Here is a 22541-nt window from a genome sequence, read left to right on the forward strand (position 1 = left end):
ACAGGGAGCAACGCCGTGAAGTTCATGCTGATGATGCACGCCCCGGCCAACGCGCCGGCCGGCGCCGGCCTGGCGTCGTGGAACCCCGAGGAAGTCCACCGGATGATCCGGTTCATGAAGGACTTGAACGCGGATCTGAAGAGCCGCGGCGAGCTGGTCGGCGCCGAAGGACTCGAGTACCCACCGCGCCCGCGCATCGTCCGTGCGTCCGGCAACGGCGCGCCGATCGTCACCGATGGTCCGTTCGTCGAGACCAAAGAGTTCCTGACCGGCTACTGGGTCGTGGATGTCCCGACGGAGACTCGCGCGTTTGAAATTGCCGCGCACGCTTCGTCGTGCCCGGGTCCGGGAGGCGCGCCGCTCAACATGCCGATCGAGATCCGGCAGGTGATGCCGGGGCCGCCGGAATGATTCGCCTCCTGACGCGCCGTTATTGCCAGCTGCCGTACATCGGATTGGGCAGCACGAAGTAGCGAACCCCGAACTCGCCAAACGCGGGGTCCGTTTCTCGAAGGTTCTGCGACAGCGATGGAAAGTCGAGGATGTTGTCGCCGACGTAGGCGACGATCGTCAGCGAGGTGCGCCCCGCGTCGGTCTGGCCGGCAGCGACGGCCGCAAATCGCGGGTTCTTGTCGGAGGGCGTGCCGTCGGGCCGGCAGAGCATCGCGTCGAACGGCAGATCGTTCGCCTTGAACACCGCGATGGTGTCGTCACATTCCGAGCCGAGCCGGTTGGTGACGATCGCGATGCGTCCGCCGAGTGTGCGCACGTGCGCGAGAAACGCGGCGGCGCCGGGCAGCGGCTGCGCGGTGCGCCGGCGTACCCAGGCCGCCCAGCTTTCCTGCGTGAAGCCGAGGCCGGCGGCGGCGCGCTCCTGCTCGTACTGCAGGTCGTTGAGTATCGTGTCGTCGGAGTCGAGAATCACCGCCCAGGTGCCCGGCGCATAGCGGGGCGCCTCGCTGTCGACCCGCCCGGTGGCGGCGCGATAGGTCTGGGCGACAAGGGCGCGATATTCCACTGACTTCGCCACCCACGTCATGCTGTCGGGCTGCGCGCGAGCCTGGACCTTGACCGGGGCCGTCTGGGGGGCCGAGGCCGGCGACCCGCTGGCGCAGGCCGAGACGACTACGGCCGCCGCACCGATCCAGCGCCACCGCCTGGCGGCCGGCATCATGGCTTGCGCGCGCCGCGTACCTGCGCGACGAAGCCGTTGACCGCCTTCGTCAGCGCATCCATCACGCCGGCGGCGTGCTGTGCGGGCGAGCCGCCCGTCATTCCCCCTTCGCGCAGCAACGGGACCTCGAGCATCACCACACCCTTCAAATAGGGAAGCGTCGCGTCGGCCGCCGCCATCAGCGACGCGTCGTAGCGCGACACGCAGACACCGTCGGAGAGCCGGCTGGTGACGACGCTGACGAGCACGTAACTTTCCTCGTTTCCGTACGGTTGCGACTTGAAACCGGCGTCGCCGAGGATTTTGGCGATCGACGTCTTGATCTTGTTCTGATCGAGGCCGCACGCCGCCGCCTGCGTGGTGAGATCCTCCACCTGCGTGCCAATCGTCGTGATGCCGCGCAGTTCGGACCCGGGTGGCAGCGCCGGCGGACGCGCCGGCGGCGCCGTCGCGTCCGGTGCGCCACCGACTGGAGCGGACGGAGCGGCGGGTGGCGCGCCCGCGCGGGCGCCGGTCGGCAGCGGCCCGTCAGGAGGCGGCAGCCCTGGCGCCGACGCGCCTCCGGAGATGACCGCTCGGTCGTGCTCCTCGGGCGTCTCGTAGGTGAGCTTCACTTCGTCGCCGTCGTGCCCGCGCTGGAGGAACCGGACATCGACGAGCAGCCGCTTCGGGTTGTCGGCCGGGGTGAACGTGTAGCGCAGCTGCCGCGCCGTATCGACTTCATAGGTCACGACGAGACTGGGTCCATCCCATCTTGCCGTAGTTGGCAGCGCGATCGTGCCGAGGGTCAACTCGTCCAGGTGGCCGTCGGGATGGAACGTGCGCGAGTGCCCCTGGTCGTCGGCAATCGACACGCTATCGGCCTTCTGCACGATGGTGATGTGCTCGGGGGGCGTACGGGCTTCACCGGTGAGCTGCTGCATGCGGGTGCTGTCATCGGGGCTCTGCATGGTCCCCGTCGAGCGCGATCCCCCGCCAAATCCACCGCCTCCGCCTCCGCCGCCGCGATGGCCACGGCCCCCGCCACCGCTCGAAGACGATTCCCCAGGCTCGCCGGCGCGTCCCCAGTCGGGGCTGAAGCCGATCTCGGCGGGTTTCTGCGTGAGCGCTGGATTCAGCACCCAGGCGCCCGATATCGCCGGAGAAGAAGTCGGTGGACTAGTCGAGGGTGGCGCGGTCTGTGCGGCCGCGTCGAGCGCGCCAAGCGCCACCCACACGGCAACCAGCGGACGGACGAGGCGAGGCAGCATTGGACTCCCTCTTCGCACGGTAGCACACGTACGAGTGGTCCATGCCGGGCGGTCGCGGGTCCCGGCGGTATAACATCGCAGCGATGGGTCTGAAGGGATGCCTCGCTCTCTCGGCGCTCTGTCTTGCGATGTCCGGGTGCGGCCGCTTCGGCAACGCCACCTCTGTGGACCAGAAGGTCCGCGCCGTCGTGATCTCGCAGGGGTATTCCGAAATCATCTGGGCGCTTGGCGCCCAGGATGCGGTGGTCGGCGTCGACTACTCGAGCACCTGGCCGCCCGACGTGAAGAAGGTGCCGACGGTGGGGTATCACCGCGCGCTCAGCGCCGAGGGCCTCCTGTCGCTCAAGCCGACGGTGATCATCACCGACGGCAACATCGGGCCGCCGCAGGTCATCGAGCAGCTCAGGCAGCTCAACGTGCCGATCAAGACGTTCACGGCGAAGAACGATTCGATCGAGGGGGCCAAGGCGCTGATGCGCGAGATGGGCGCCTACTTCCACAAGGAATCGCGCGCCGACGAGTTGTGTCGCAAGCTCGACGCCGACATGGCGCACGCGCTCGACGAGGCAAAAAAATTCAGCGACCATCCGCGCGTGGCGGTAATCCACTATGGGCGCGCGTCGAACGTCTACATGCTCGTCGGGGCCAGCGGATCTGGCGACGCCGGCGCCGCCGGTCAGATGGTGCGCTGGGCAGGCGGCGAGATGGCGATCGAGAAGGCCGGCATGACGCGGATGGCGTCGCCCGAGATCGTCGCGCAGGCCAATCCCGACGTCGTCCTGCTGACCGAATTCGGCTACGACCGCCTCGGCTCGAAGGACAAGGCCGTCGAGCTGCCCGGCGTCGCAACCAGCAACGCCGCGAAGAACGGACGCATCTACCGGGTCGAGGAACACGACCTGATGTACTTCGGGCCGAGCAGCGGCGAAGGCCTGGCGCGGCTCGTCACGATCGTGCACAAGGGCGAATGACGGAAGGAGGCGGCCGCCGCGGCGGCCTGCTGGCCGCGCTCGCGGCGCTGATGGCGGTGACGGCGATCGCGTCGATCCGCTTCGGCGCGATCGACTTTCCGCTGCGCCAGATGTGGACGGCGACTGTCGCGATCGTCTCCGGCCATACGCCCGCGACGCTCGACGGCCGCATCTTCGCCGAGTTGCGGCTGCCGCGCGCGCTGCTGTGCCTGTTCGTCGGCGCCGGCCTCGGCGTCGGCGGTACGCTGATGCAGGCGCTTTTCCGCAATCCGATCGTCGAGCCCGGACTGGTCGGCACGTCGAGCGGCGCCGCCCTCGGCGCCTCGGTCTTCTTTGTGCTCGGCGCGGCGCTGCACGTCGAGACCGCGGCATGGACGCTTCCGCTCGCCGCCTGCGTCGGCGGCGTGCTGTCGACCTGGCTGGTCTTCGCGCTCGCCGAGACGGGCAGCGACGGGCGCGCGTCGATCGTCATGCTCCTGCTCACCGGCCTCGCCGTCAACGCGCTGTGCCTGAGCGGCATCGGCTTCCTCTCCTACGTGGCCCGCGATCCGCAGGCGCGTTCGATCGTCTTCTGGAATCTCGGCACGCTGTCCGGCGCGAGTTGGCGGGCGGTGGGCATCGTCGGCGCCGTGACCACCGTAGGCACCGCAGCGGCGGCGATGTATGCCAAGCAGCTGAACGCGCTGATGATCGGTGAGGAGGAAGCGGCGTACCTGGGTGTGAACGTGCGGCGTCTGAAGCTGACCATCCTGGCCGTCAACGTCGCCATCGTGGCGGTCGCGACGGCGTTCACCGGCGTCATCGCCTTCGTCGGGCTCATCGTGCCGCACATCCTGCGGATGCTGCACGGCGCCGACAACCGCTTCCTGATCGTCGGCAGCGCGATCCTCGGCGGCACCCTGCTCAGCCTCGCCGACCTCGTCGCGCGCGTGTCGCTGCGGCCGGCCGAGCTGCCGATCGGAATCGTCACGTCGATCGTGGGGGTGCCGATCTTCCTGACGCTGTTGCGGCGCCGCCGCTACGTGTTCTAAGACAGGGACGATCCAGATGGTCGAGATCCACGACGTCACCTATCGCGTCGGCGGGCGTGATCTCATCGCGGGCATCAGCGCGGGCTTCGAGCCGGGCCGGCTGCATCTCGTCATCGGCCCGAACGGCGCCGGCAAGTCGACGCTCATCAAGGTACTGGCGCGGCTGCTGCGGCCGGCGAGCGGTCGCGTCGCATACGCCGGCGCCGAGATCGCGCACGAGAGCGAAGCGAGCCTGGCGCGGCGGCGGGCGGTGCTGTCGCAGGCAGTCGAAGTGGCGTTTCCGCTGCTCGTCCACGAAGTGGTGGCGATGGGGCGCTATCCGCACTTCGGCGCCCGACCCTCCTCGGAAGACGCGGCGATCGTCGACGAGGTGATGGACTACTTCGACGTCGCCGACATGGCCGAGCGCGCCTATCCGACCCTGAGCGGTGGCGAGAAGCAGCGGGTGAATTTCGCCCGCGTACTCGCGCAGGTCTGGCGGCCGCTGGCGGGGCGCGAGCGGGTACTGTTCCTCGACGAGCCGCTGACCTTTCTCGACATCGGCCACCAGCTCGACTTCCTGCGGAAGATCGTCGCGATGCTGGCGGCGTCGCCCGATCTGGTGGTGATCGGGGTACTCCACGATCTGAATCTGGCGGCGCAGTTTGCGGATCGCCTGCTGCTCCTCGACGGCGGCCGACTCATGGCCGCGGGCACGCGGGCCGACGTGCTGACGCCGGAGCTCATCCGTAGCGCGTTCGGAGTCCATCCGGTCGTGACGACGGTGCCGGGCACGGATCGCACGCACCTGGTCTTCGAATAGCCGAGGCTGACGCCGTTTGGTCGTACTTTCGCAACACTCCCGCCACAGCTCGCTGGTCTGACCCCTTGTTAACGGCGTCTGCCAGCGCTGATGCCGTCGCAAGGAGTGCAGTCATGAAACTTCGTCCGATCCTCGTTCTTCTCGTCGCCCTGACGGCCGGTCTCGCGGCCGTGGCGTGCGGTTCTTCGCCGACTTCGGCGACCACCGTCTCGACGGTCACCGTGTCCGGTGGGGTGCCGGGCGTCGGCGCCTCGGCGCAGTTCACCGCCGTCGCGACGCTCGCGGGTGGCGTCAGCGAAGACATCACCACCAGCGCGACGTGGACGTCTTCGAATACCGCGATTGCCACCGTCTCGGCGACCGGCCTCGTTACGTCCTTGGCGAGCGGCAGCGCGGTGATCTCGGCGACCTTTTCCGGGGTAGCGGGCTCGGATTCGATCAGCGTTCCGTAGGGGTCGGCGCGTCAGAGCCGGTTCGTGCAACCTGGCCGGCAACGGCAGGGAATCGTCCGGTCGCCGATTGTGCGGTAGTCGTAGGTGAGCTCTTCGCCGCGTCGGATGCTGCGTCCGGCGCGGATCCAGATAGTCTTGTCCACGACCTGGAAGTAGCAGTTCGGCGTGCACGAGTGGTTGATGAAGCGGGCGACGTTGCCGCCGACGTTGGCGTCCCTGCTCCAGGCGCGGTTGACCCGGAAGACCCAGATGCACCCCTGACGCAGGTACTCCTCTTCCCGCTTGTCGAGCTTCCGGCCGTTGCGCACCAACTCGCCGTCGTAGTCGACGATGCGCGTGTTCTTGGTGATGGGTACGGAGGCGAAGACGCCCTTTCCGTGCAGCGCCGAACGGCGCTGTTCGATACGGGGCAAATCGGCGGGGGTTCGGCGGGCCACCGGACCGTGATTGTACCAGGCCGCCTCGCCCATGCGTCGCGTCCAGGCCCGCCACGCGACAGGTGTCGATCCCTCCGGGCTCTGCGCCGAGGAGCCGATCTCCCGAAACTTTTGCGGCCGTTCGGGGTCTGATACGCTTGGCAGTACGCCCAACCAACGGCTGTTCCCGGCCGTCTATATCCGGGACACCTTGGCGGTCTCGCTCGGCCGCCAGTTCGCGCCATGTTCAATCGGACGGTCCTCGTCACCGCCATCGCGCTCGTCACGACGGCCGCCGCGGCGCTCGTCGCGGTGCGCGTGTATGCGCGCGCGCCGGAGCCGAGGGGCGCCGCAGGACCGACGGGCTACACCGTCGTCCGCCAGGACTTCGTCCGCAGCCTCCGCCTCAACGGCACGGTCGAAGCGGTCGAATCGACCGCCATCCAGGCGCCCCGCCTCGCCGGGCAGAACAGCAACTCGCTCGTCGTCATGCGTCTCGTGCACAACGGCGAGACCGTCAAGCCGGGCGACATGCTCGTCGAGTTCGACCGCCAGGAACAGCTCCGGAACGCGCTCGACCGGCGCGCCGACCTGACCGATCTCGAACAGCAGATCAAGCGCCGCCAGGCCGACGAAGTCGCCGCGCGGGCCAGCGACGACAGCACGCTGAATCAGGCGCAGAGCGCGCTCGCGAAGTCGCGCCTCGAGCTCGTCAAGAACGACCTGCTCCCGAAGATCGAAGCCGAGAAGAACACGCTGGCGCAGGAGGAGGCGCAGGCGCAGCTCACACAGCTGCAGGACACCTACGCTCTCAAGCGCGCCGCCGCGGCCGCCGACATCAAGGTGCTCGAGATCCGCCGTGACCGCGCCCAGACCAACATGCGGCAGGCGGAAGAGAACGCCGCACGCATGCTGGTGGCTTCGCCGCTGCCGGGCGTGGCCGTGATCAAGACGACCTGGAAGAACGGCAACATGCTGGAATTCGCCGAGGGGGACGAAGTGCGATCGGGGCAGCCGGTCGTCGAAGTCGTCAACCCGGCGGTGATGCGGGTCCGCGCGCGCGTCAACCAGGCCGACATCAACGAGCTGAAGATCGGGCAGACGGTGCGCGTCGGCCTCGACGCCTACCCGGATCTCTCGTTCCCCGGGACGGTCACCCAGATCTCACCGATCGGCCAGCAGTCGTCGCTGTCGCCGCGGGTGCGCAACTTCGTGGTGCTGGTGCTGGTCAAGGGCGCGAGTCCGAGCCTGATGCCCGATCTGACGGCGTCGCTCGACGTCGAACTCGAGCGGACGCCGGCGGTGCTCGTCGTGCCGCGCGACGCGGTCGTGTCGGATGGCGAGCAGGCCTACGTGATGGTCCAGCGCGGCGGCCGGGTCGTTCGGCAGGATGTCGCGCTGGGCGCGATCAGTGCGTACCAGGTGGTCGTGACCGGCGGTCTGCAGGAAGGCGTCACTATCGCACGCAACGCGGCGGCCGCCGGAGACAAGGGCAGGTAGCCGATGCCGGTGCCCGTGTCGCTCCGCTCGAAACGGGTGCTCGTCGTCATCGTCCTGGTGATTGCCGCGCTCGGCGGCGCCGTGGTCGCGATGAACGCGTTCGATCGCGGCGTACCCAACGCGACGACCGTTGCCGTGACGCACGGCGAGTTCGTCGACTACATCCAGATCCGCGGCGAAATCAGGCCCGCGAAGTCGATGGTCCTCAACGCGCCGTTGCAGTCGGGCGGCGACCTGCAGATCACCAGGCTGGTCAAGAACGGCGCTGCCGTCAAAAAAGGCGACGTGCTCGTCGAGTTCGACGCCACCTCGCTCGAGCAGCGCCTCGCCGAGCGCCGGTCGGATCTCAAATCGGCAGCAGGGGAGATCGAGCAGCTGCAGGCGCAGCAGCGGATCAACGCGGAAGAGCGCACGACACAGCTCCTCAAGGCGCAGTACGACGTCGATCGGGCGAAACTCGATCTCGGCAAGCGCGACCTGATTTCGCAGATCGAGTACGAAGAAGCGAAGCTGGCGCTGAACGACGCCGAGCAGAAGCAGAAGGAGACCCAGGCCAAGGTGAAATCGACCGAGGCCGGGGCCGAAGCCGATCTGGTCGGCAAGCGGCGCAAGCGAGACAAGGCGCAGTTCGACGTCGAGCGGACCGAGTCGGCGATCGAAGCGCTGCGGCTCCGCGCGCCCGCCGACGGGTCCGTCAACATCCTCGAGAATCCCCGGACCAGCAGCATGTTCGGCGGCGGCGGCATCGAGTTCCGCGAAGGCGACCGCGCCTGGGCCGGCGCCAGCATCCTCGAACTGCCCGATCTGTCGTCCATCCACCTCGAGGCCCGCCTCGACGAATCCGATCGTGGCCGTCTCAAGGTTGCGCAGCAGGCGGTCGTGAAGATCGAGGCGGTGCCCGGCAAGGACTTCGCCGCACGCGTCGATCTCATCTCCGTGCTGGCCCGCGTCGACTTCTCGTCGGGCTGGCCGCCGGTCCGGAACTTCGATCTGGGGCTGGTCCTCGACGACCCCGACCCGCGTATCCGTCCCGGCATGACCGCGGTGGCGAGGATCGCCGCCGACCGTCTGCCCGACACGACGCTGGTGCCGGCCGAAGCGGTGTTCCAGAAGGACGGCCGGTCCGTCGTCTATCGCCTCAATGGCTCGAAGTTCGACGAACAGCCAATCGAGATCGTCCGCCGCGGGCGCGAGCAGGCGGCCGTGAGCGCCGGAGTGAGTGCCGGCGACAAGCTCGCGGTGCGCCGGCCCGACCCCGAGCTGATCCGGAGGAACAGATGATGCGAGCCTGGCGCCGCATCGCGATCGCCGTGGTCGTGCTCGGCATTGCGGCGGCGGCCGTCCTCCTGGCCAAGGGCTCGCCGGTGCTGCCCGACACGCGCCCCGCGGTGCCGACGGCCAAGGTCGTACGCGGTCCGCTCAAGCTCACCGTCTACGCAACCGGCGAACTTCGCGCCGGGCGGACGATGAACCTCGTGGCGCCGCCGGCGGGGGGCGCACTGCGTATCCTCAGGCTCGTGTCGACCGGCACGGCGGTGAAGAAGGGCGATTCGGTCATCGAATTCGATCCCTCCGACCAGCAGTACAACGTCGAGCAGGCGAAGTCGGACCTGGCCGAGGCCGAACAGTCGATCGTGAAGATGAAGGCCGACAACGCCGTGCAGACGTCACAGGACGCCCTCAACCTGCTGACCGCCCGCTACGACGTGCGCCGCGCCGAGATTGGTGTGCTCGCCAACGAGTTCGTCGGCGCCATCGAGGCGCAGAAGAACGCGCTGACCCTCGACGAGGCGAAACAGCATCTCAGCCAGCTCGAACGCGACGCCGCCGCCCGGGCCGCGACCAGCACCGCAGCGCTCGCGGTCGTCGACGAGCGCCGTCACAAGGCGGAGCTGGCGATGCAGCGGGCGCAGTCGATCATCGACAATCTCGTCGTCAAGGCGCCGATCGACGGTGACGTCTCGGTCAAAGACAACCGCGACGGCCAGTATTTCGTGTTCAGCGGCATGGTCCTGCCGGAGTATCGCGAAGGGGATACCACCTACTCCGGCCGCAACATCGCCGATGTCATCGAGAGCGGCCGGATGGAGGGGCGCGCCAAGGTGACCGAGGTCGACCGCGACAACCTCCAGACCGGCCAGTCGGGCACGGTGCAGATCGATGCGCTGCCAGGGCGGACGTTCAGCGCGAAAGTGGGCCCGCTCAGCGCCAGCGCCTCGCGCGGCTCGTTCTTCGAAACGAGCGCGGTCCGCCAGTTCGACATCACCCTCGATCTCGATCGCCCCGATCCCGCCATGCGCGCCGGTTCGTCGCTCCGCGTCACCATCGACGGCCGCGAGATCCACGACGCGCTGCACCTGCCGCGCCAGGCCGTGTTCGAGAAGGCTGGCAGCAACTACGTTTTTCTGCAGACCGCCGCCGGGCACTTCGAGCGCCAGAACGTCAAGGTCGTCACGGCGACCGAGAGCCGCGCCGTCATCAACGGCCTGCACGAGGGGGACGTCATCGCGCTCGTCGACCCCGACGTCGCCACGTCGCGCAACAAGTCGTCCGGTGGTCCACTCTCGGGAGCCGGAGCGGCGAAGTGAACGAGCGGCGCGAGCGAGCCAGGCACACGGAGTGGGCCGCGAAGCGGATACCCGCGGGCCCGTGTGCAGTGGGGAGCGGCGGGGCGAAGCCCCCCACCAGCTAAATGTCCGCGCGCGCCCACCTCTGGTCGTCGGACGTCCTGCCCGAGCTGCGTCTTGGCCTCGAGAATCTCCGCGCCCACAAGCTGCGCTCGATGCTGACGATGCTGGGGATGATCTTCGGCGTGGCGGCGGTGGTCGCGATGCTGTCGATCGGCGCCGGGGCGCAGCAGGAAGTGATGTCCTTCATCGAGCAGCTCGGGGTCCGCAATCTGATCGTCGAAGCACGCGAGGCCCCCGATAACCAGACCCTGCAGAAGACTCGAAAGCTGTCGGCCGGCCTGTCGTTCCAGGATCTGCGGATCATCCAGTCGAACCTCGACGGCATCTCGGCGGCGAGCGCGCGGAAGCGGTTCACCCCGTCGAAGCTGGCGCCCAAGCCGCTCGCCGGCGATTCTCCTGCCGTCTACGGCGTCTCGCCGGACTACCAGGCCATCGCCAACCTGAAGGTCGCCTCGGGCCGCTTCTTCGTTGCGGCGGAGACGACGGCGGCGGCGCCCGTCGCCGTGCTCGGCGAGGCGGCAGCGGCATCGCTGTTCGGCACCGACGACCCGATCGGCAAGTACGTGAAGGTGAACGATCAGTGGTTTCGCGTCATCGGCATTGCCGGTCCGCAGCTCACCGTGCAGTCGGACGTCGCCGGCATCCCGGCGCAGGATCGCAACAATCTGATCTATGTCCCGCTCTATTCGTCGGTCTTCCGGCTCGAGGACGGCCAGAGCGCGCAGAAGGACGAGATCGACGGCATCTATCTGCAGATGCGGCCCGGCGCCGACGTGCCCGGCGCGGCGGCGATGCTGCGCGGCATCCTCGACGTCGCCCACCGCGGCGCCGGCGATTTCACCATCGTGTCCCCGGCGGAGCTGCTCGCCGAGCAGCGGCGCACGCAGCGCATCTTCGAGATGGTGATGGTGGCGATCGCCTCGATTTCGCTCCTGGTCGGGGGCATCGGCATCATGAACATCATGTTGGCCAGCGTGCTCGAACGGACCCGAGAGATCGGCGTGCGGCGCGCCATCGGCGCCCGTCAGAAGGACGTCGTGCGTCAGTTCCTGATCGAGACGACGATCATCTCGCTGACCGGGGGGGTCGCGGGCATTCTGCTCGGGGTCGGGCTGTCGCAGCTGATCGGCGTCCTCGCCGGCTGGTCGACGATCGTGACCACCGCCTCGATCGTGCTGGCATTTGGGGTCTCGGTCTTCATCGGCATCGTCTTTGGCCTGTATCCGGCCGTGCGAGCCTCCCGGCTGGACCCGGTCAAGGCCCTTCACTATGAGTGACTGACGCCACCCAACCCCCTGTATAATTGAGAAGTTATGCTCTTGGCCGCGACCTTCCTGGTCGCGTGGCTGGCAGCTCTACCGTTACAGGCACTGCGCCCGGGCGCGCCAAAGCCACAGGCAAAGGCGGCCGGCTCGTTCCAGACAACGCTGAGCGTGCCCCAGATGACCGGCAAGCAGGCCGTGATCGACACGTCGATGGGGACGGTCGTGATCGACCTGCGTCCCGATCTCGCGCCCAATCACGTCGGATACCTGATGAAGCTGGCCGGTGAGCAGGTGTTCGACGGTACGATCGTCCACCGGGTCGTTCGCGATGGCATCATTCAGGGCGGGGACCCGCTCACCAGGGACCCGGCCAAGAAGGCCCAGTACGGCACGGGTGGCCTCGGGGTGCTGAAGGCGGAGGTGAGCGCCGAGCCCTTCACCCGCGGCGTCGTCGCAGCAGCGCTCCGGCCGGATCAGCCGGACAGCGGCGGCTCGCAGTTCTTCATCTGCGTGTCGGACCAGCCGGCGCTGGCAGGGCAGTTCTCGATTTTCGGCCGCGTCAGTGAAGGGTTGGAGGTGGCGCGCCGGATCTCGGAGCTCCCGGCCGACGACAGGAAGGAGCCGCTCGACCGCGTCACGATTCGCAGCCTGACGATCCGTGACGCCCCGTCGCCCGAACCGGTACCCTTCGCCGGCGAATCGCCCGATCAGCTCGCCCAGCATCGGGCCGTGATCGAGACCACGCAGGGGACCATCACCGTCGCCTTCAATCCGGAAAAGGCGCCGGAGCACGTGCGCAATTTCCTGCAGCTGGCGCAGGCGGGCGTCTACGACGGCACGGCGTTCCACCGCGTCGTGCGCGGTTTCGTGGAGCAGGCGGGCGTGGTCGCCTCGCGGTCTGCGCCGTTGAGCGAGAAGCAGCAGGCGCGCGTGCACGCGCTGCAGCCCGAGTTCAACGACATCAAGCACGTCAAGGGCATCGTCTCCATGGCGCGCGGCGACGATCCCGCCAGCGCCAGCACGTCGTTCTTCATCGTCACGGGGCCGGCGCCATCGCTCGACGGCAAGTACACCGTTTTCGGCCGCGTCGTCGACGGCATGGACGTCGTCAACAGGATCGACGCGGCGCCGGTGAACGGCGAGGATCCCGTGACGCGTATCGAGATTACCAAGGTTCGGATTCAGTAATTTGTAACCAGTTGGCAGTGACCCGTTAACAAGTTTCACAGAAGTTCACATGGCAGAAACACGTCTCAAAATTGCAGTCTTCATCGATTTCGACAACATCGAGATTGGCGTCAAGAACACTCTCAACGCGACGTTCGACGTTGGCGTCGTGCTCGAGGCGCTGCGCGAGCGCGGCGACGTCGTCAGCAAGACGGCGTACGGCGACTGGACGCGCGCCGGCGACTATAGCCGGTCGCTCACCCAGCATGCGACCAAGCTGGTGCAGCGAAATCTCACCCCTGGCGGCGACAAGAACGGCGCCGACATCAACCTGGCGCTCGACGCCCTCGAGATGGCGTTCACCCACGCGCACATCAACGCCTACGTCATCGTCGGCGGCGACAGCGATTTCATCTCGCTGGTCGAGAAGCTGAAGCAGTACGACAAACAGATCTTCGTCGTCGGCGGCCGTTCGTTCACCAGCCACGTGATGCAGCGCAACTGCCACGAGTTCATCGCCTACGAGAACCTGATCGGCGGCCGCCGCGGCGAGCGCGGCCGCGGTCCGTCGGGCCCGATGGGCTCGCAACAGATCGATCAAGTGGTGCCGCTCGTGCGGCGCGCACTCAAAGTGCTGTCGGACCGCGAGGTGACGCCGCAGCTCGGGCTGCTCAAGAGCACGCTGCTGCAGCTCGATTCGACGTTCTCGGAGCGGACCTACAGCGCCGGCAGCTTCCGTGATTTCGCCGAGAAGCTCGCCGCCGCCGGCGTGGTCACGCTGAAGGAAGCCGGACGCAACGTGCTCGTCGAGCTGCGCGAGAGCGGTCATCATCAGCTTCCGGCCCAAGAGGCGCCCGCCCCTGCTCCGGTGGCGCCATCGGCGCCGGTGGACGGCGGTAACGGACATCATCGTCAGTCGCACCCGGCCCACCCGCCATCGCAGAGCCAGCCGTCACCCGCCCAGCCGTCGCACGGTCAGCCGCACGGGCAACAGGCGCAGCCGCAAGGGCAGCCGCGCGCCGCGGAAGCGGTTGCCGAAGTGAAGCGCCTGTTCGCGATGGGCCAGCAGCCCCCGCGCTGGCCGATGTATCTGCGGCAGGTGAAACAGTACCTGCGCAGCGTCGACCAGTCGTTCGACGAACGCAAGTTCGGCTTCAATAGTCTGAACGATCTGCTTCGCGCGTGTCAGCGTGACGGCCTCTTCCGCATGGAGCGCGATCGCCAGGGCGTGATCCGCTTCTTCCAGGGGACCGCCATCAAGGAAGCAGGCGTGTCGGCGGCGGCCCGCGGCATCAACCAGGCCGACATCGAAGCGGCCGAGCGGCTGGCAGCGCAGGCGGAGGCTGAGATGGCCGCCGCCGAAGCGGGTGAAACGGATGTCATCGACGGCGACGTCGTCCGCGACACCGAAACGCCGGCGATCGTCGATGTTGAAGTGGTCGCTACCACGAAGGCACGAAGGAAGGCGAAGGACACGAAGGAACCGAAGGAGCCCAAGCAACCGAAGGAGTCGCGCGCGCGGAAGACCGCGCCGAAGCCCCGCAGTTCCTCCCGCAAGAAGGCCTCCGCGGAGGCGTAATCCGTGACGCGCCAGCAGGCCGCGGCGGCAATCGCGCTCGGCCTGCTGGCGTCGCCCCTCCACGCACAACAGAAGTTCTCCTCCCGCACGCTCGCCGTCCGCGTCGACGTGCTCGTCACCGACGGCCGCAATCCGGTCGCCGGCCTCACCGCCGCCGACTTCGAGCTGCGCGACAACGGCGTCCTGCAGAAGATCGATCTCGCCGACCCTGCCGGCGTCCCCGTCAACGCCGTCCTCGCGCTCGATACGAGCGGCAGCCTCGAAGGAAAGCGGCAGGCGGATCTGGTCCGCGCGGCTGAGGCGCTGCTCGACGATCTGACGCCAGCCGATCGCGCCGCTCTGACGACGTTCAGCCACGTGGTGCAGCCGAAGATTGCGCTCACGGGGGATCTGCCAGCCGTCCGCGCCGCGCTCGATGGCATTCAGCCCGAAGGCCAGACGTCAGTGATGGACGGCGCGTTCGTGGCGCTGGCCTCGACGCTGAACCAGCCTGGCCGCTTCCTGATTGTCATCTGCACGGACGGCAGCGATACGTCGAGCTGGCTGCAGCCGCACGAAGTGCTCGAGATCGCCAAGCGGACCAACGCCGTCGTCTACCCGGTCACTTCGGCCGACGCGAAGCGGTCCGACGCGCTGAAGCAGCTCGCCGAGGCCACCGGCGGCCAGATGATGCCTGTGAAATCGAGCGACGAACTGCGCGGCACGTTCCAGCGCATCCTGAGCGAGTTCCGCAGCCGTTACGTGCTCGCCTATTCCCCCGATGGTGTGCCGCTTGGCGGGTTCCATCGCATCGAGGTGACGGTACCCCACCGGCGCGTCACGGTGAAAGCGCGGCCCGGGTATGTTGGAACCACCGAAGGCGGTAGGCTGCCGTGAGGCGTTTCGGCCTCGCGCTTGCGGCCGCGTCGCTGCTGGTCTCGGACGCGCATGCCGGGACTGCGCCGACACAGGCGTCGGTGAACGCGCTTCGCAGCTGGATCACTGCCGTCAGGAGTCATCATCCTGGACAGCCGGATTCCGCGACCGGCGTCATCGCGGCGCTGAAATACAGCGATCGCCTGTTGCTGCACCCGTCGATGCAGCTGTTTCTCGAGGGCGTCCGCGGGCTGCCGATGGCGATCCAGGAGGAAACGCAGCGGGAGATCAAGGATCTCGTGCGGGTGGCACGCTTCGACGAAGGGCTGTCGCCGTTCGTCCGTCGCGCCGCGATTCTGCACACCGACGCGGCGATCTTCGCCGACCGGTTCCCCGATCCGCCAGACGATGCTCCTGCGGCGGCGGGGCCGGGCTCCCACACCGAGGCGCCCCCACCGCTGCTGGATAACGAACGCTACGTCCTCCACACCGACGGCCGTGTCGTCGGCGATGTTGCGGCCAACTGGAACTGGGCGTTCGCACGCAGCCTGCTCGATTTGCTCCTGCGGCCGACCGTCGCGCACGTTGGGCTGGACGCCGCAGGGATCGGGACGCCCCTCGATCGCGCGTTCGTCGCCGACTGGTACCATGCCGTCGCGGCGTATCAGCTCGCCACCCGCCGTCACGGTGACGCGAACCGGCACCTGCACCACGCGGCACAGGTGCTGCCCGACGATCCTCGCGTTCTCTTCGACCGCGCCTGTTACGCGGAGACGCTCGGCCTGGCGCTCTATCAGGTCCTCCCCAACGATCCCGGCTACGGGAACCCGGCGAGAAGGGTCGTGATGCGGGTGCCCCCGCCCGACAAGACCGATGCAGAGGCCGAAGCGCTTTTCCGGCGCGCACTGGAGGTCGATCCGAAGTACGCGGAAGCGCGCGTCCGTCTGGCGCGGCTGCTCGAGCAGCGCGGCATCCACGACGAGGCGACGGCGCAGATCGAACAGGCGCTGGCCAGCGATCCGTCGCAGACGGTCTCGTTCTTCGCGCACCTCGTCGCCGGCCGCATCGAGCAGTCGCGCGGCCACGACGGTGCGTCACTCGATCATTACTCCGCCGCGTTGCAGCAGTATCCCGAAGCGCAGTCGGCGCTCCTCGGCGCCAGTCACGCGGCGGTGATGGCATCCGACGTGCCGGCGGCGCTGGCCTTTGTCGCGACGCTCGCCGGCCGAACGGGCCATGGCGACTCAGATCCGTGGTGGACGTACGATCTTGGCGCCGGCCGTGACGTCGATCGGCTCGTGACCGCGCTCTGGGCCCACGTGCCGAAGTGATGATGAAGCGTATGCGCGGCGGTCCGCACCCGTGATCCGCGCCGTTATCGTCGCGCTGTGCGCGGTGCTCTTGGGTGCCGCACCTGATGTCCGCGCTCAGAGCCTGCAGTCGGCCGACGCGCTCGCCACTTGGGTGAACGCGGTCAAGGCGCACGGGCCCGGCAAGAACGATCGTCCGCTCGGGTTCGTCGCCGCACTGAAGTACAGCGATCGCGCCATCCTCAATTCCGCGATGCGGCTGTTCCTCGGCGCCGTGCACGGCCAGGCGATCGCCGGCAAGTCGGCCGCTCAACGTCAGGTAATCGAGTTGTATCGCTCGGTTCGGGTAGATCCCGGGCTCGCGCCGTTTCTCGAGCGCGCCGCCATCCTGCATGCGGATGCCGCCATCTTCCGCGACAAGCTTCCCGACTTCATCGACGACGAGCCGCCCGCATCGCCGGAAGGCGGCGTGAGGCCTGGACAGTCGAATCGAAACGCCGAGCCGGCGTCGCCGCTCCTCAGCAACGAGCGAGCGGCGGTGCACCGCGACGGTCGGGTCGTCGGAGAAGCATCATTGAACTGGCACTGGTCGTTCGCGCGCAGCCTTCTCGATCTGCTCGTCGCGAACAAACCAGAGTACCGCGGCGTCAAGGGTCCGTGTCGCGGCGCCGAGTGCGCGGGTATCCTGACGAGCGCGCCCGTCATCGTCACCGCCGCCGACATGGCGCTTGTCGCCGAGTGGTATCACGCGACCTCCGCGTATCTCATGGCGGCCGGCAAGCACGCGGATCTGAAACACCATCTGACGCACGCCGCGGAGGTGCTGCCCGAGGACGCGCGCCTCCTGTTCGACCGCGGCTGTCTCGCCGAAACGCTGGGGCTGCCGCTGTACCAGGTACTGCCGGCGGATCCGAGCTACTGGACCCCCGTGCCGCGCCTGCGCCCAGAGGTGCCGGCAGAGGACAGGACCGACGACGAGGCCGAGAAGCTGTTTCGCGCCGCGATCGCGGTCGATTCGGGCTACGCCGAAGCGCGCGTCCGTCTGGCGCGGCTCCTCGAGCGCCGCGCGCGCCTCGACGAAGCGGCCGTGGAGATCGACCAGGCGGTGGCGGTGAATCCCGGCCAGGCCGTCGCCTACTTTGCGCACCTCGTCGCGGGGCGTATCGCGCAGGCGCGCGGCCGCGCCCAGGAGTCGCTGGGACACTACCGCGCCGCCCTGGCGATCTTTCCGCAGGCGCAGTCTGCGCTGCTGGGCGCCAGCCAGGCCGCTGTGATGGCGTCGGACGTGCCGGCCGCGACGTCGCTCCTCGCCAGGCTCGCCGGTCGCGCAGGCGAAACAGAGCCCGACCCGTGGTGGAGCTACGATCTCGGCGCCGGCCGGGACGTCGACGCACTCATGGCCGCGCTCTGGGCGCACGTCCCGCGGTAGGGAGCGCAATCGGCCTTACACTAGCGGCTCGGTCCATGTCTCCGGAAGAATTCGCCAGGGCACGCCGCCTGCTGATGCGGCGCGACCCGATTCTCGCGCCGGTCATCCGCCAGTTTCGTGGCCGCTCGCTCCTCGACACGCCTGCCATCCCACCTTTCCCCGCATTGGTGCGGACCATCACCTCGCAGCAGATTTCTACGAAAGCCGCGGCGACCATCCACGGCCGTCTCGTCGGCCTGATGCCGGGCGGGGTGACGCCCGCGGCGCTGCTCATCCTGGCCGACGAGGAGTTGCGCGGCGCCGGCCTCAGCCGTCAGAAGTCTGCGTACCTGCGCGATCTCGCCACCAAGGTGCAGAGCGGCGAACTTCCGGTCGATGCGCTGCACGAGCTGAGCGACGACGAGATCATCGAGGCGATCGTCACGGTGAAGGGACTCGGCCGATGGTCGGCCGAGATGTTCCTGATGTTCCGGCTGCGCCGGCCCGACGTGCTGCCGGTCGATGACCTGGGCATCGTCAACGCCATCCAGCGGCTGTACAAGCTGCGCACGCGGCCGAAGGCCGATCGGATCAGGAAGATCGGCGAAGCCTGGCGGCCGTATCGGACGGTGGCGTGCTGGTATCTCTGGCGCAGTCTCGAGAGCGAGCCCTGAACGCCTTCCTTCTCATGTCCCGTTAACTATCTGTAATTACAGCGTTTACTCGTGGCCTTGTGAGGTCACTTGACGTACTTTACAAATTGAAATATATATATTGCTAGTTGCAATGACCTTGGCCCAAAAGCTTCGGCAGCTTCGGCAACTCGAAGGCGACCTCCGTGGGCTGGGCCGCGAGCTCACGCAGTCGGAGCTCGGGCGCGCCATCAAGGCGGAGCTCGGTCAGCCGATCAGCCAGTCGTATCTGTCGTTGATCGAAAACGGTTCACGCAGGCATCTGTCGAACGGATCGCGGCAGCTGCTGGCGAAGTTCTTCAAGGTGCATCCTGGCTATCTCGTCAGCGACCCCCCCGGATTCCACACCGAGCTGACGTCCGAGGTCGCGTCCACGGAAACGAAGCTCGATCGATGGCTGGTGGACGGCGCCACGCGGTTTGCGAGCGATCCGGCGCTCAGCGCCGCGCTCGAGCGCCTCGCCGCGCACGCCGAGACGCGACGCTGTCTGGTTCTGCTGGGCGAAATGATCTCGATGCCGGGTCTCGTGGACCGGCTGTCGGAAACGCTCGTGCCGGAGGAACGTTCATGAACTGGTCCGTGATCTTTCTCGGCTGTTTCGTCGTCGGGTTCGTGCTGAGCGCGCTGTCCTTCGCCTTCGGCCTCGTCGACCTGCACGTGCACTTCCCTTGGGAGACGCACGTCCACGTCGGCCCCGCGAACACCGGACACCTGCATGGGCTCGGGCCGATCAACTTCGCGACGCTGACCGCGTTCGTGGCGTGGTTCGGCGGAGCCGGCTACCTGCTGACCACCCAGTTCCGCTGGCTGACGCTGCCGGCGCTGGCTGCGGCGGTGCCGATCGGCCTGGCCGGTTCGGGCATCGTGTTCCTCCTGATGAGCAAGGTGCTGTGGTCACCGCACGAGAACATGATGAGCGCCGACTACGACATGGTCGGCGTGCTCGGGCGGCTGACGCAGCCGATTCGCGAAGGGGGCGTCGGCGAGCTGGTCTACACGCAGGGCGGCACGCGCAAGTCGTGCGGCGCGCGCAGCGCCGACGCCGCCGCGATCGACAAGGGCGCGGAAGTCGTCGTCACGGCGTACGACCGCGGCATCGCCGTGGTCAAACGGTGGACGGATCTGGCCGGCACGTAGGCCGGACCGTGCGGGTGGAGGCTGCAGGCCGGACCCTTTTCAGGTCCGGCGAACAGCGGGATCGTAGGCCGGACCTTCAGGTCCGGAGGATCGGCGAACAGGAGGATGTCGCACATGGGTGTTCAGGCGATGAGTGTCCAGTTCTGGGTGATCGTCGGGCTCATGGTGCTGGCGATCGCGCTGCTCGGATCGTTTCTGGCATCGCTGTATCGCAAGGCGGGACCGCACGAGGCGCTGATCGTCTACGGCTTCCGTGGCACCCGCATCGTCAAGGGGCACGGCACGGTCATCTTTCCGATGATCGAGTCGTGCCGTGAGCTGTCGCTGGAGCTGATGTCGTTCGACGTCGCGCCGGCGCAGGACCTCTATACGAAGCAGGGCGTCGCGGTGACGGTCGAGGCGGTCGCGCAGATCAAGGTCAAATCCGACGTGCAGTCGATTCAGACCGCGGCGGAGCAGTTCCTGACCAAGACACCGGATCAGCGCGAGAGCCTGATCAAGCTGGTGATGGAAGGCCACCTGCGCGGCATCATCGGTCAGCTCACCGTCGAGCAGATCGTCAAGGAGCCGGAGATGGTCGCCGAGCGGATGCGCGGCACCTGCGCCGACGACATGAACAAGATGGGGCTGGAAGTGGTGTCCTTCACCATCAAGGAAGTCCGCGACAAGAACGACTACATCGTCAACATGGGCCGACCCGACGTGGCGCGGATCAAGCGCGACGCGGACGTCGCCGCCGCCGAGGCGGACCGCGACACCGCGATCAGGCGCGCGCTGGCGACGCGCGAATCGGCGATTGCCAAGGCGCAGGCCGACCAGGAGCGCGTGCTGGCCGAAACATTGTCGCAGGCCAAGCAGGCGGAAGCGCAGCGCGACCTCGAGATCAAGCGCGCCACCTACACCGAGACGGTGAAGAGGCAGGAAGCGCAGGCCGACAAGGCCTACGAGATCCAGACCAACGTGATGCAGCAGCAGGTGGTCGCCGAAGCCGTCCGCGTGCAGCAGATCGAGCGCGAGGCCCAGATCAAGGTGCAGGAGGCGGAGATCCTGCGCCGCGAGAAAGAGCTGATCGCGACCGTCCTGAAGCAGGCGGAGATGGAGAAGCAGCGGATCACCGTCCTCGCCGAGGCCGAGAAGAACCGGCTCACGGTCGAGGCCGAAGGCGTCGCGTCGGCGACCCGCGCCCGCGGCGAGGCCGAGGCCGACATCATCTTCAAAAAGGGAGACGCCGAGGCGCGCGCCATGAACGTCAAGGCCGAGGCCTACCAGGAGTACAACCAGGCCGCGGTCATCGACAAGCTGCTGACGTCGATGCCCGATATCGTGGCCGCGCTCGCCGCGCCGCTGAGCAAGGTGGACAAGATCACCATCGTCTCCACGGGCGCCGGCGGATCGACCGGCATGCACAAGATCACCAGCGACATGACCGAAATCGCCGCGCAGGTGCCGGCGCTCGTCGAGGCGCTTTCCGGCGTCCCGATGTCGGATCTGCTTTCCAAAGTCCGCAAGCTCGGCGACAAGCCGGCGGGGGTGTGACATGGCAGTACTCGAACGCGTTGCGACGCTGATTCGCGCCAATCTCAACGATCTCATCGATCGGGCCGAAGACCCGGAGAAGATGATCAAGCAAGTGATCGTCGACATGGAGAATCAGCTCCTGCAGGTGAAGACGCAGGTCGCCATCTCGATGGCCGATCATCACCTGCTCCAGAAAAAACAGGCGGAGCAGGCCGACAAGGCGGCCGAGTGGATGCGCAAGGCGGAGCTCGCCGTCGACAAGGGGCAGGACGACCTGGCGCGCGCCGCGCTCGAGCGCTATCAGAGCTTCACGAAAATGGCCGACAGCTACAGCCAGCAGATCGCCGATCAAAAACAGCAGGTCGACGCGCTGCGCCGCGCACTCGAACAGCTCGACCAGAAGCTCGTGGAGGCGAGACAGAAAAGCGACGTGCTCATCGCGCAGCATCGCCGCGCCCGCGCGCTCGAGCGCGCCAGCGACGCGCAGCTCGTCATGACGGGCACAGGTCCGGCCGCCGGCTTCGACCGCATGCAGCGCAAGGTCATGCACAGCGAGGCCGTCAGCCAGGCGAAGTCGGCGCTCGTCGCCGACGACGTGGACCGGAGATTCGAACAGTTGGAGAAAGACGACGAGATCGGCCGGCTGCTCAACGCGCTGAAGGCGCGCCGCACCGCCTCGTAGGAAACAGGAAACCTGCGCCTCGTGCCGGCGCCCGGCGGCGGCACGGGGCGCGGCTACGAACCCGCCTTGGCCGGGGTGAACGTCGCCGCCACGTGCGCGAACACGGGGCGCCACTTCGGCAATTCATCCCCGGGCGCGATGCAGATCAAGTGATACATCGTCGTTCCCGCCGGGATCGAATACTGCACGACGTGGTCTTTGGCTCCCGACAGACTCGGACGGTCGTATTGAATGATGATGATCGGCCGCCCCTCCTGCTTCACCACCTGTTGGGTAAAGCTCGACCCGCTCAACTCGCGCGCCTGGACGTCCTTGAGCTCGAGCGGGGCCAGCGCGTCGATGATCGACGCATCGAACGCTCCCTGCAGGCTCATGTACTCCAGCGCAATCGCCGCACCAGAGTCGTAGCGCTTGGTCTTCTCGGCGGCCAGGAACACGGTGCCGGTGTGGCCCGGGACCAGTTGCCAGTCCTTCGGCAGCTCGATCGAGAACGTGTTCGCGAAGGTCTTCGGCGGATCGAAGTCCTTCGGCTTGGCCATCCTGCCGTACCAGGGATTGGCGGTTTGAGCGCTTGCCATCGCCGCGATCGAGCAGCAGGCGAGCAGGGTGATCATGCCGCGGACGGTTCGGTGCGCCATCTCT

23 protein-coding genes are annotated in these 22541 nt (G+C 67.6%); 19 read left to right on the plus strand and 4 right to left on the minus strand.

The window, feature by feature from the left end:
- Nucleotides 1–24: 24 nt before the first annotated feature.
- Nucleotides 25–411: a YciI family protein gene (locus VGI12_12090; GenBank protein HEY2433405.1), complete on the plus strand. Its 387-nt coding sequence runs from the start codon at nucleotides 25–27 to the stop codon at nucleotides 409–411.
- Between the two features lie 19 nt (nucleotides 412–430).
- On the opposite strand, the gene VGI12_12095 is transcribed toward VGI12_12090, so the two are convergent.
- Together VGI12_12095 and VGI12_12100 are read right to left on the minus strand one after the other, a co-directional pair.
- A complete protein-coding gene (locus VGI12_12095; GenBank protein HEY2433406.1) occupies nucleotides 431–1171 on the minus strand; it encodes an HAD family acid phosphatase in 741 nt (246 codons plus the stop codon).
- Nucleotides 1171–2424 carry a hypothetical protein gene (locus tag VGI12_12100; GenBank protein ID HEY2433407.1) on the minus strand — a complete coding sequence of 418 codons (1254 nt, stop codon included), beginning with the start codon at nucleotides 2422–2424 and terminating at the stop codon, nucleotides 1171–1173. Before VGI12_12100 ends, VGI12_12095 begins: the two co-directional genes overlap by 1 nt.
- Nucleotides 2425–2507: 83 nt before the next feature.
- Here VGI12_12100 and VGI12_12105 point away from each other — a divergent pair, with 83 nt between their 5' ends.
- From VGI12_12105 to VGI12_12120, 4 genes are all read left to right on the plus strand, one after another.
- Nucleotides 2508–3395 carry an ABC transporter substrate-binding protein gene (locus VGI12_12105; GenBank protein ID HEY2433408.1) on the plus strand — a complete coding sequence of 296 codons (888 nt, stop codon included), beginning with the start codon at nucleotides 2508–2510 and terminating at the stop codon, nucleotides 3393–3395.
- The gene (locus VGI12_12110; GenBank protein HEY2433409.1) at nucleotides 3392–4426 is read left to right on the plus strand and encodes an iron ABC transporter permease; all 1035 of its coding nucleotides are present in this window, start codon (nucleotides 3392–3394) and stop codon (nucleotides 4424–4426) included. The genes VGI12_12105 and VGI12_12110 overlap by 4 nt, the downstream gene beginning before the upstream one ends.
- Nucleotides 4427–4442: 16 nt before the next feature.
- Nucleotides 4443–5228, plus strand: a complete 786-nt coding sequence (locus VGI12_12115) for a heme ABC transporter ATP-binding protein (protein HEY2433410.1) — start codon at nucleotides 4443–4445, stop codon at nucleotides 5226–5228.
- Nucleotides 5229–5341: 113 nt separating this feature from the next.
- Nucleotides 5342–5680 carry an Ig-like domain-containing protein gene (locus tag VGI12_12120; protein ID HEY2433411.1) on the plus strand — a complete coding sequence of 113 codons (339 nt, stop codon included), beginning with the start codon at nucleotides 5342–5344 and terminating at the stop codon, nucleotides 5678–5680.
- 11 nt (nucleotides 5681–5691) lie between these two features.
- Here VGI12_12120 and VGI12_12125 read toward each other — a convergent pair whose 3' ends face one another.
- The gene (locus VGI12_12125) at nucleotides 5692–6117 is read right to left on the minus strand and encodes an SET domain-containing protein-lysine N-methyltransferase (GenBank protein ID HEY2433412.1); all 426 of its coding nucleotides are present in this window, start codon (nucleotides 6115–6117) and stop codon (nucleotides 5692–5694) included.
- Nucleotides 6118–6339: 222 nt separating this feature from the next.
- On the opposite strand from VGI12_12125, the gene VGI12_12130 reads away from it, so the two are divergent.
- The 14 genes from VGI12_12130 to VGI12_12195 all read left to right on the plus strand — a co-directional run bounded on the left by VGI12_12130 (nucleotide 6340) and on the right by VGI12_12195 (nucleotide 21899).
- A complete protein-coding gene (locus VGI12_12130) occupies nucleotides 6340–7596 on the plus strand; it encodes an HlyD family efflux transporter periplasmic adaptor subunit (GenBank protein HEY2433413.1) in 1257 nt (418 codons plus the stop codon).
- A 3-nt stretch (nucleotides 7597–7599) separates the two neighbouring features.
- Nucleotides 7600–8877 carry an efflux RND transporter periplasmic adaptor subunit gene (locus VGI12_12135; protein ID HEY2433414.1) on the plus strand — a complete coding sequence of 426 codons (1278 nt, stop codon included), beginning with the start codon at nucleotides 7600–7602 and terminating at the stop codon, nucleotides 8875–8877.
- Nucleotides 8877–10184: a hypothetical protein gene (locus VGI12_12140; GenBank protein HEY2433415.1), complete on the plus strand. Its 1308-nt coding sequence runs from the start codon at nucleotides 8877–8879 to the stop codon at nucleotides 10182–10184. Before VGI12_12135 ends, VGI12_12140 begins: the two co-directional genes overlap by 1 nt.
- A 104-nt stretch (nucleotides 10185–10288) precedes the next feature.
- Complete coding sequence (locus tag VGI12_12145) at nucleotides 10289–11563, plus strand: ABC transporter permease (protein ID HEY2433416.1); 1275 nt, start codon at nucleotides 10289–10291, stop codon at nucleotides 11561–11563.
- 36 nt (nucleotides 11564–11599) lie between these two features.
- Nucleotides 11600–12739, plus strand: a complete 1140-nt coding sequence (locus VGI12_12150; protein HEY2433417.1) for a peptidylprolyl isomerase — start codon at nucleotides 11600–11602, stop codon at nucleotides 12737–12739.
- A 49-nt stretch (nucleotides 12740–12788) separates the two neighbouring features.
- Complete coding sequence (locus tag VGI12_12155; protein HEY2433418.1) at nucleotides 12789–14297, plus strand: NYN domain-containing protein; 1509 nt, start codon at nucleotides 12789–12791, stop codon at nucleotides 14295–14297.
- A 3-nt stretch (nucleotides 14298–14300) separates the two neighbouring features.
- Nucleotides 14301–15173 carry a VWA domain-containing protein gene (locus tag VGI12_12160; GenBank protein ID HEY2433419.1) on the plus strand — a complete coding sequence of 291 codons (873 nt, stop codon included), beginning with the start codon at nucleotides 14301–14303 and terminating at the stop codon, nucleotides 15171–15173.
- On the plus strand, nucleotides 15170–16483 hold the full coding sequence (locus VGI12_12165; GenBank protein ID HEY2433420.1) for a tetratricopeptide repeat protein: 1314 nt from the start codon (nucleotides 15170–15172) through the stop codon (nucleotides 16481–16483). The genes VGI12_12160 and VGI12_12165 overlap by 4 nt, the downstream gene beginning before the upstream one ends.
- A 31-nt stretch (nucleotides 16484–16514) precedes the next feature.
- Nucleotides 16515–17891 (plus strand): tetratricopeptide repeat protein, encoded by a 1377-nt coding sequence (locus tag VGI12_12170; protein HEY2433421.1) that lies wholly within the window; start codon nucleotides 16515–16517, stop codon nucleotides 17889–17891.
- Nucleotides 17892–17926: 35 nt separating this feature from the next.
- Nucleotides 17927–18544, plus strand: coding sequence for a DNA-3-methyladenine glycosylase (locus VGI12_12175; GenBank protein ID HEY2433422.1), 618 nt, complete (start codon nucleotides 17927–17929; stop codon nucleotides 18542–18544).
- Between the two features lie 112 nt (nucleotides 18545–18656).
- Nucleotides 18657–19133, plus strand: a complete 477-nt coding sequence (locus tag VGI12_12180; GenBank protein ID HEY2433423.1) for a helix-turn-helix transcriptional regulator — start codon at nucleotides 18657–18659, stop codon at nucleotides 19131–19133.
- Nucleotides 19130–19699: a hypothetical protein gene (locus VGI12_12185; GenBank protein HEY2433424.1), complete on the plus strand. Its 570-nt coding sequence runs from the start codon at nucleotides 19130–19132 to the stop codon at nucleotides 19697–19699. Before VGI12_12180 ends, VGI12_12185 begins: the two co-directional genes overlap by 4 nt.
- Before the next feature lie 114 nt (nucleotides 19700–19813).
- Nucleotides 19814–21235, plus strand: coding sequence for an SPFH domain-containing protein (locus tag VGI12_12190; protein ID HEY2433425.1), 1422 nt, complete (start codon nucleotides 19814–19816; stop codon nucleotides 21233–21235).
- A gap of 1 nt (nucleotide 21236) precedes the next feature.
- Nucleotides 21237–21899, plus strand: coding sequence for a PspA/IM30 family protein (locus VGI12_12195; GenBank protein ID HEY2433426.1), 663 nt, complete (start codon nucleotides 21237–21239; stop codon nucleotides 21897–21899).
- A gap of 53 nt (nucleotides 21900–21952) precedes the next feature.
- On the opposite strand, the gene VGI12_12200 is transcribed toward VGI12_12195, so the two are convergent.
- Nucleotides 21953–22537, minus strand: a complete 585-nt coding sequence (locus tag VGI12_12200) for a hypothetical protein (protein HEY2433427.1) — start codon at nucleotides 22535–22537, stop codon at nucleotides 21953–21955.
- Nucleotides 22538–22541 lie beyond the last annotated feature (4 nt).

It is taken from the genome of Vicinamibacterales bacterium, assembly GCA_036496585.1.
Taxonomy (GTDB): domain Bacteria; phylum Acidobacteriota; class Vicinamibacteria; order Vicinamibacterales; family 2-12-FULL-66-21; genus JAICSD01.

Excerpts from the sequence above, each read along its gene's own strand:
- VGI12_12200 (HEY2433427.1), bottom strand. The coding sequence starts at position 22,537 with ATGGCGCACCGAACCGTCCGCGGCATGATCACCCTGCTCGCCTGCTGC.
- VGI12_12100 (HEY2433407.1), bottom strand. The coding sequence starts at position 2,424 with ATGCTGCCTCGCCTCGTCCGTCCGCTGGTTGCCGTGTGGGTGGCGCTT.
- VGI12_12120 (HEY2433411.1), top strand. The coding sequence starts at position 5,342 with ATGAAACTTCGTCCGATCCTCGTTCTTCTCGTCGCCCTGACGGCCGGT.
- VGI12_12185 (HEY2433424.1), top strand. The coding sequence starts at position 19,130 with ATGAACTGGTCCGTGATCTTTCTCGGCTGTTTCGTCGTCGGGTTCGTG.
- VGI12_12180 (HEY2433423.1), top strand. The coding sequence starts at position 18,657 with ATGACCTTGGCCCAAAAGCTTCGGCAGCTTCGGCAACTCGAAGGCGAC.
- VGI12_12090 (HEY2433405.1), top strand. The coding sequence starts at position 25 with ATGCTGATGATGCACGCCCCGGCCAACGCGCCGGCCGGCGCCGGCCTG.
- VGI12_12140 (HEY2433415.1), top strand. The coding sequence starts at position 8,877 with ATGCGAGCCTGGCGCCGCATCGCGATCGCCGTGGTCGTGCTCGGCATT.
- VGI12_12155 (HEY2433418.1), top strand. The coding sequence starts at position 12,789 with ATGGCAGAAACACGTCTCAAAATTGCAGTCTTCATCGATTTCGACAAC.
- VGI12_12190 (HEY2433425.1), top strand. The coding sequence starts at position 19,814 with ATGGGTGTTCAGGCGATGAGTGTCCAGTTCTGGGTGATCGTCGGGCTC.
- VGI12_12150 (HEY2433417.1), top strand. The coding sequence starts at position 11,600 with ATGCTCTTGGCCGCGACCTTCCTGGTCGCGTGGCTGGCAGCTCTACCG.
- VGI12_12110 (HEY2433409.1), top strand. The coding sequence starts at position 3,392 with ATGACGGAAGGAGGCGGCCGCCGCGGCGGCCTGCTGGCCGCGCTCGCG.
- VGI12_12105 (HEY2433408.1), top strand. The coding sequence starts at position 2,508 with ATGGGTCTGAAGGGATGCCTCGCTCTCTCGGCGCTCTGTCTTGCGATG.
- VGI12_12195 (HEY2433426.1), top strand. The coding sequence starts at position 21,237 with ATGGCAGTACTCGAACGCGTTGCGACGCTGATTCGCGCCAATCTCAAC.
- VGI12_12145 (HEY2433416.1), top strand. The coding sequence starts at position 10,289 with ATGTCCGCGCGCGCCCACCTCTGGTCGTCGGACGTCCTGCCCGAGCTG.
- VGI12_12095 (HEY2433406.1), bottom strand. The coding sequence starts at position 1,171 with ATGCCGGCCGCCAGGCGGTGGCGCTGGATCGGTGCGGCGGCCGTAGTC.
- VGI12_12135 (HEY2433414.1), top strand. The coding sequence starts at position 7,600 with ATGCCGGTGCCCGTGTCGCTCCGCTCGAAACGGGTGCTCGTCGTCATC.
- VGI12_12175 (HEY2433422.1), top strand. The coding sequence starts at position 17,927 with ATGTCTCCGGAAGAATTCGCCAGGGCACGCCGCCTGCTGATGCGGCGC.
- VGI12_12115 (HEY2433410.1), top strand. The coding sequence starts at position 4,443 with ATGGTCGAGATCCACGACGTCACCTATCGCGTCGGCGGGCGTGATCTC.
- VGI12_12130 (HEY2433413.1), top strand. The coding sequence starts at position 6,340 with ATGTTCAATCGGACGGTCCTCGTCACCGCCATCGCGCTCGTCACGACG.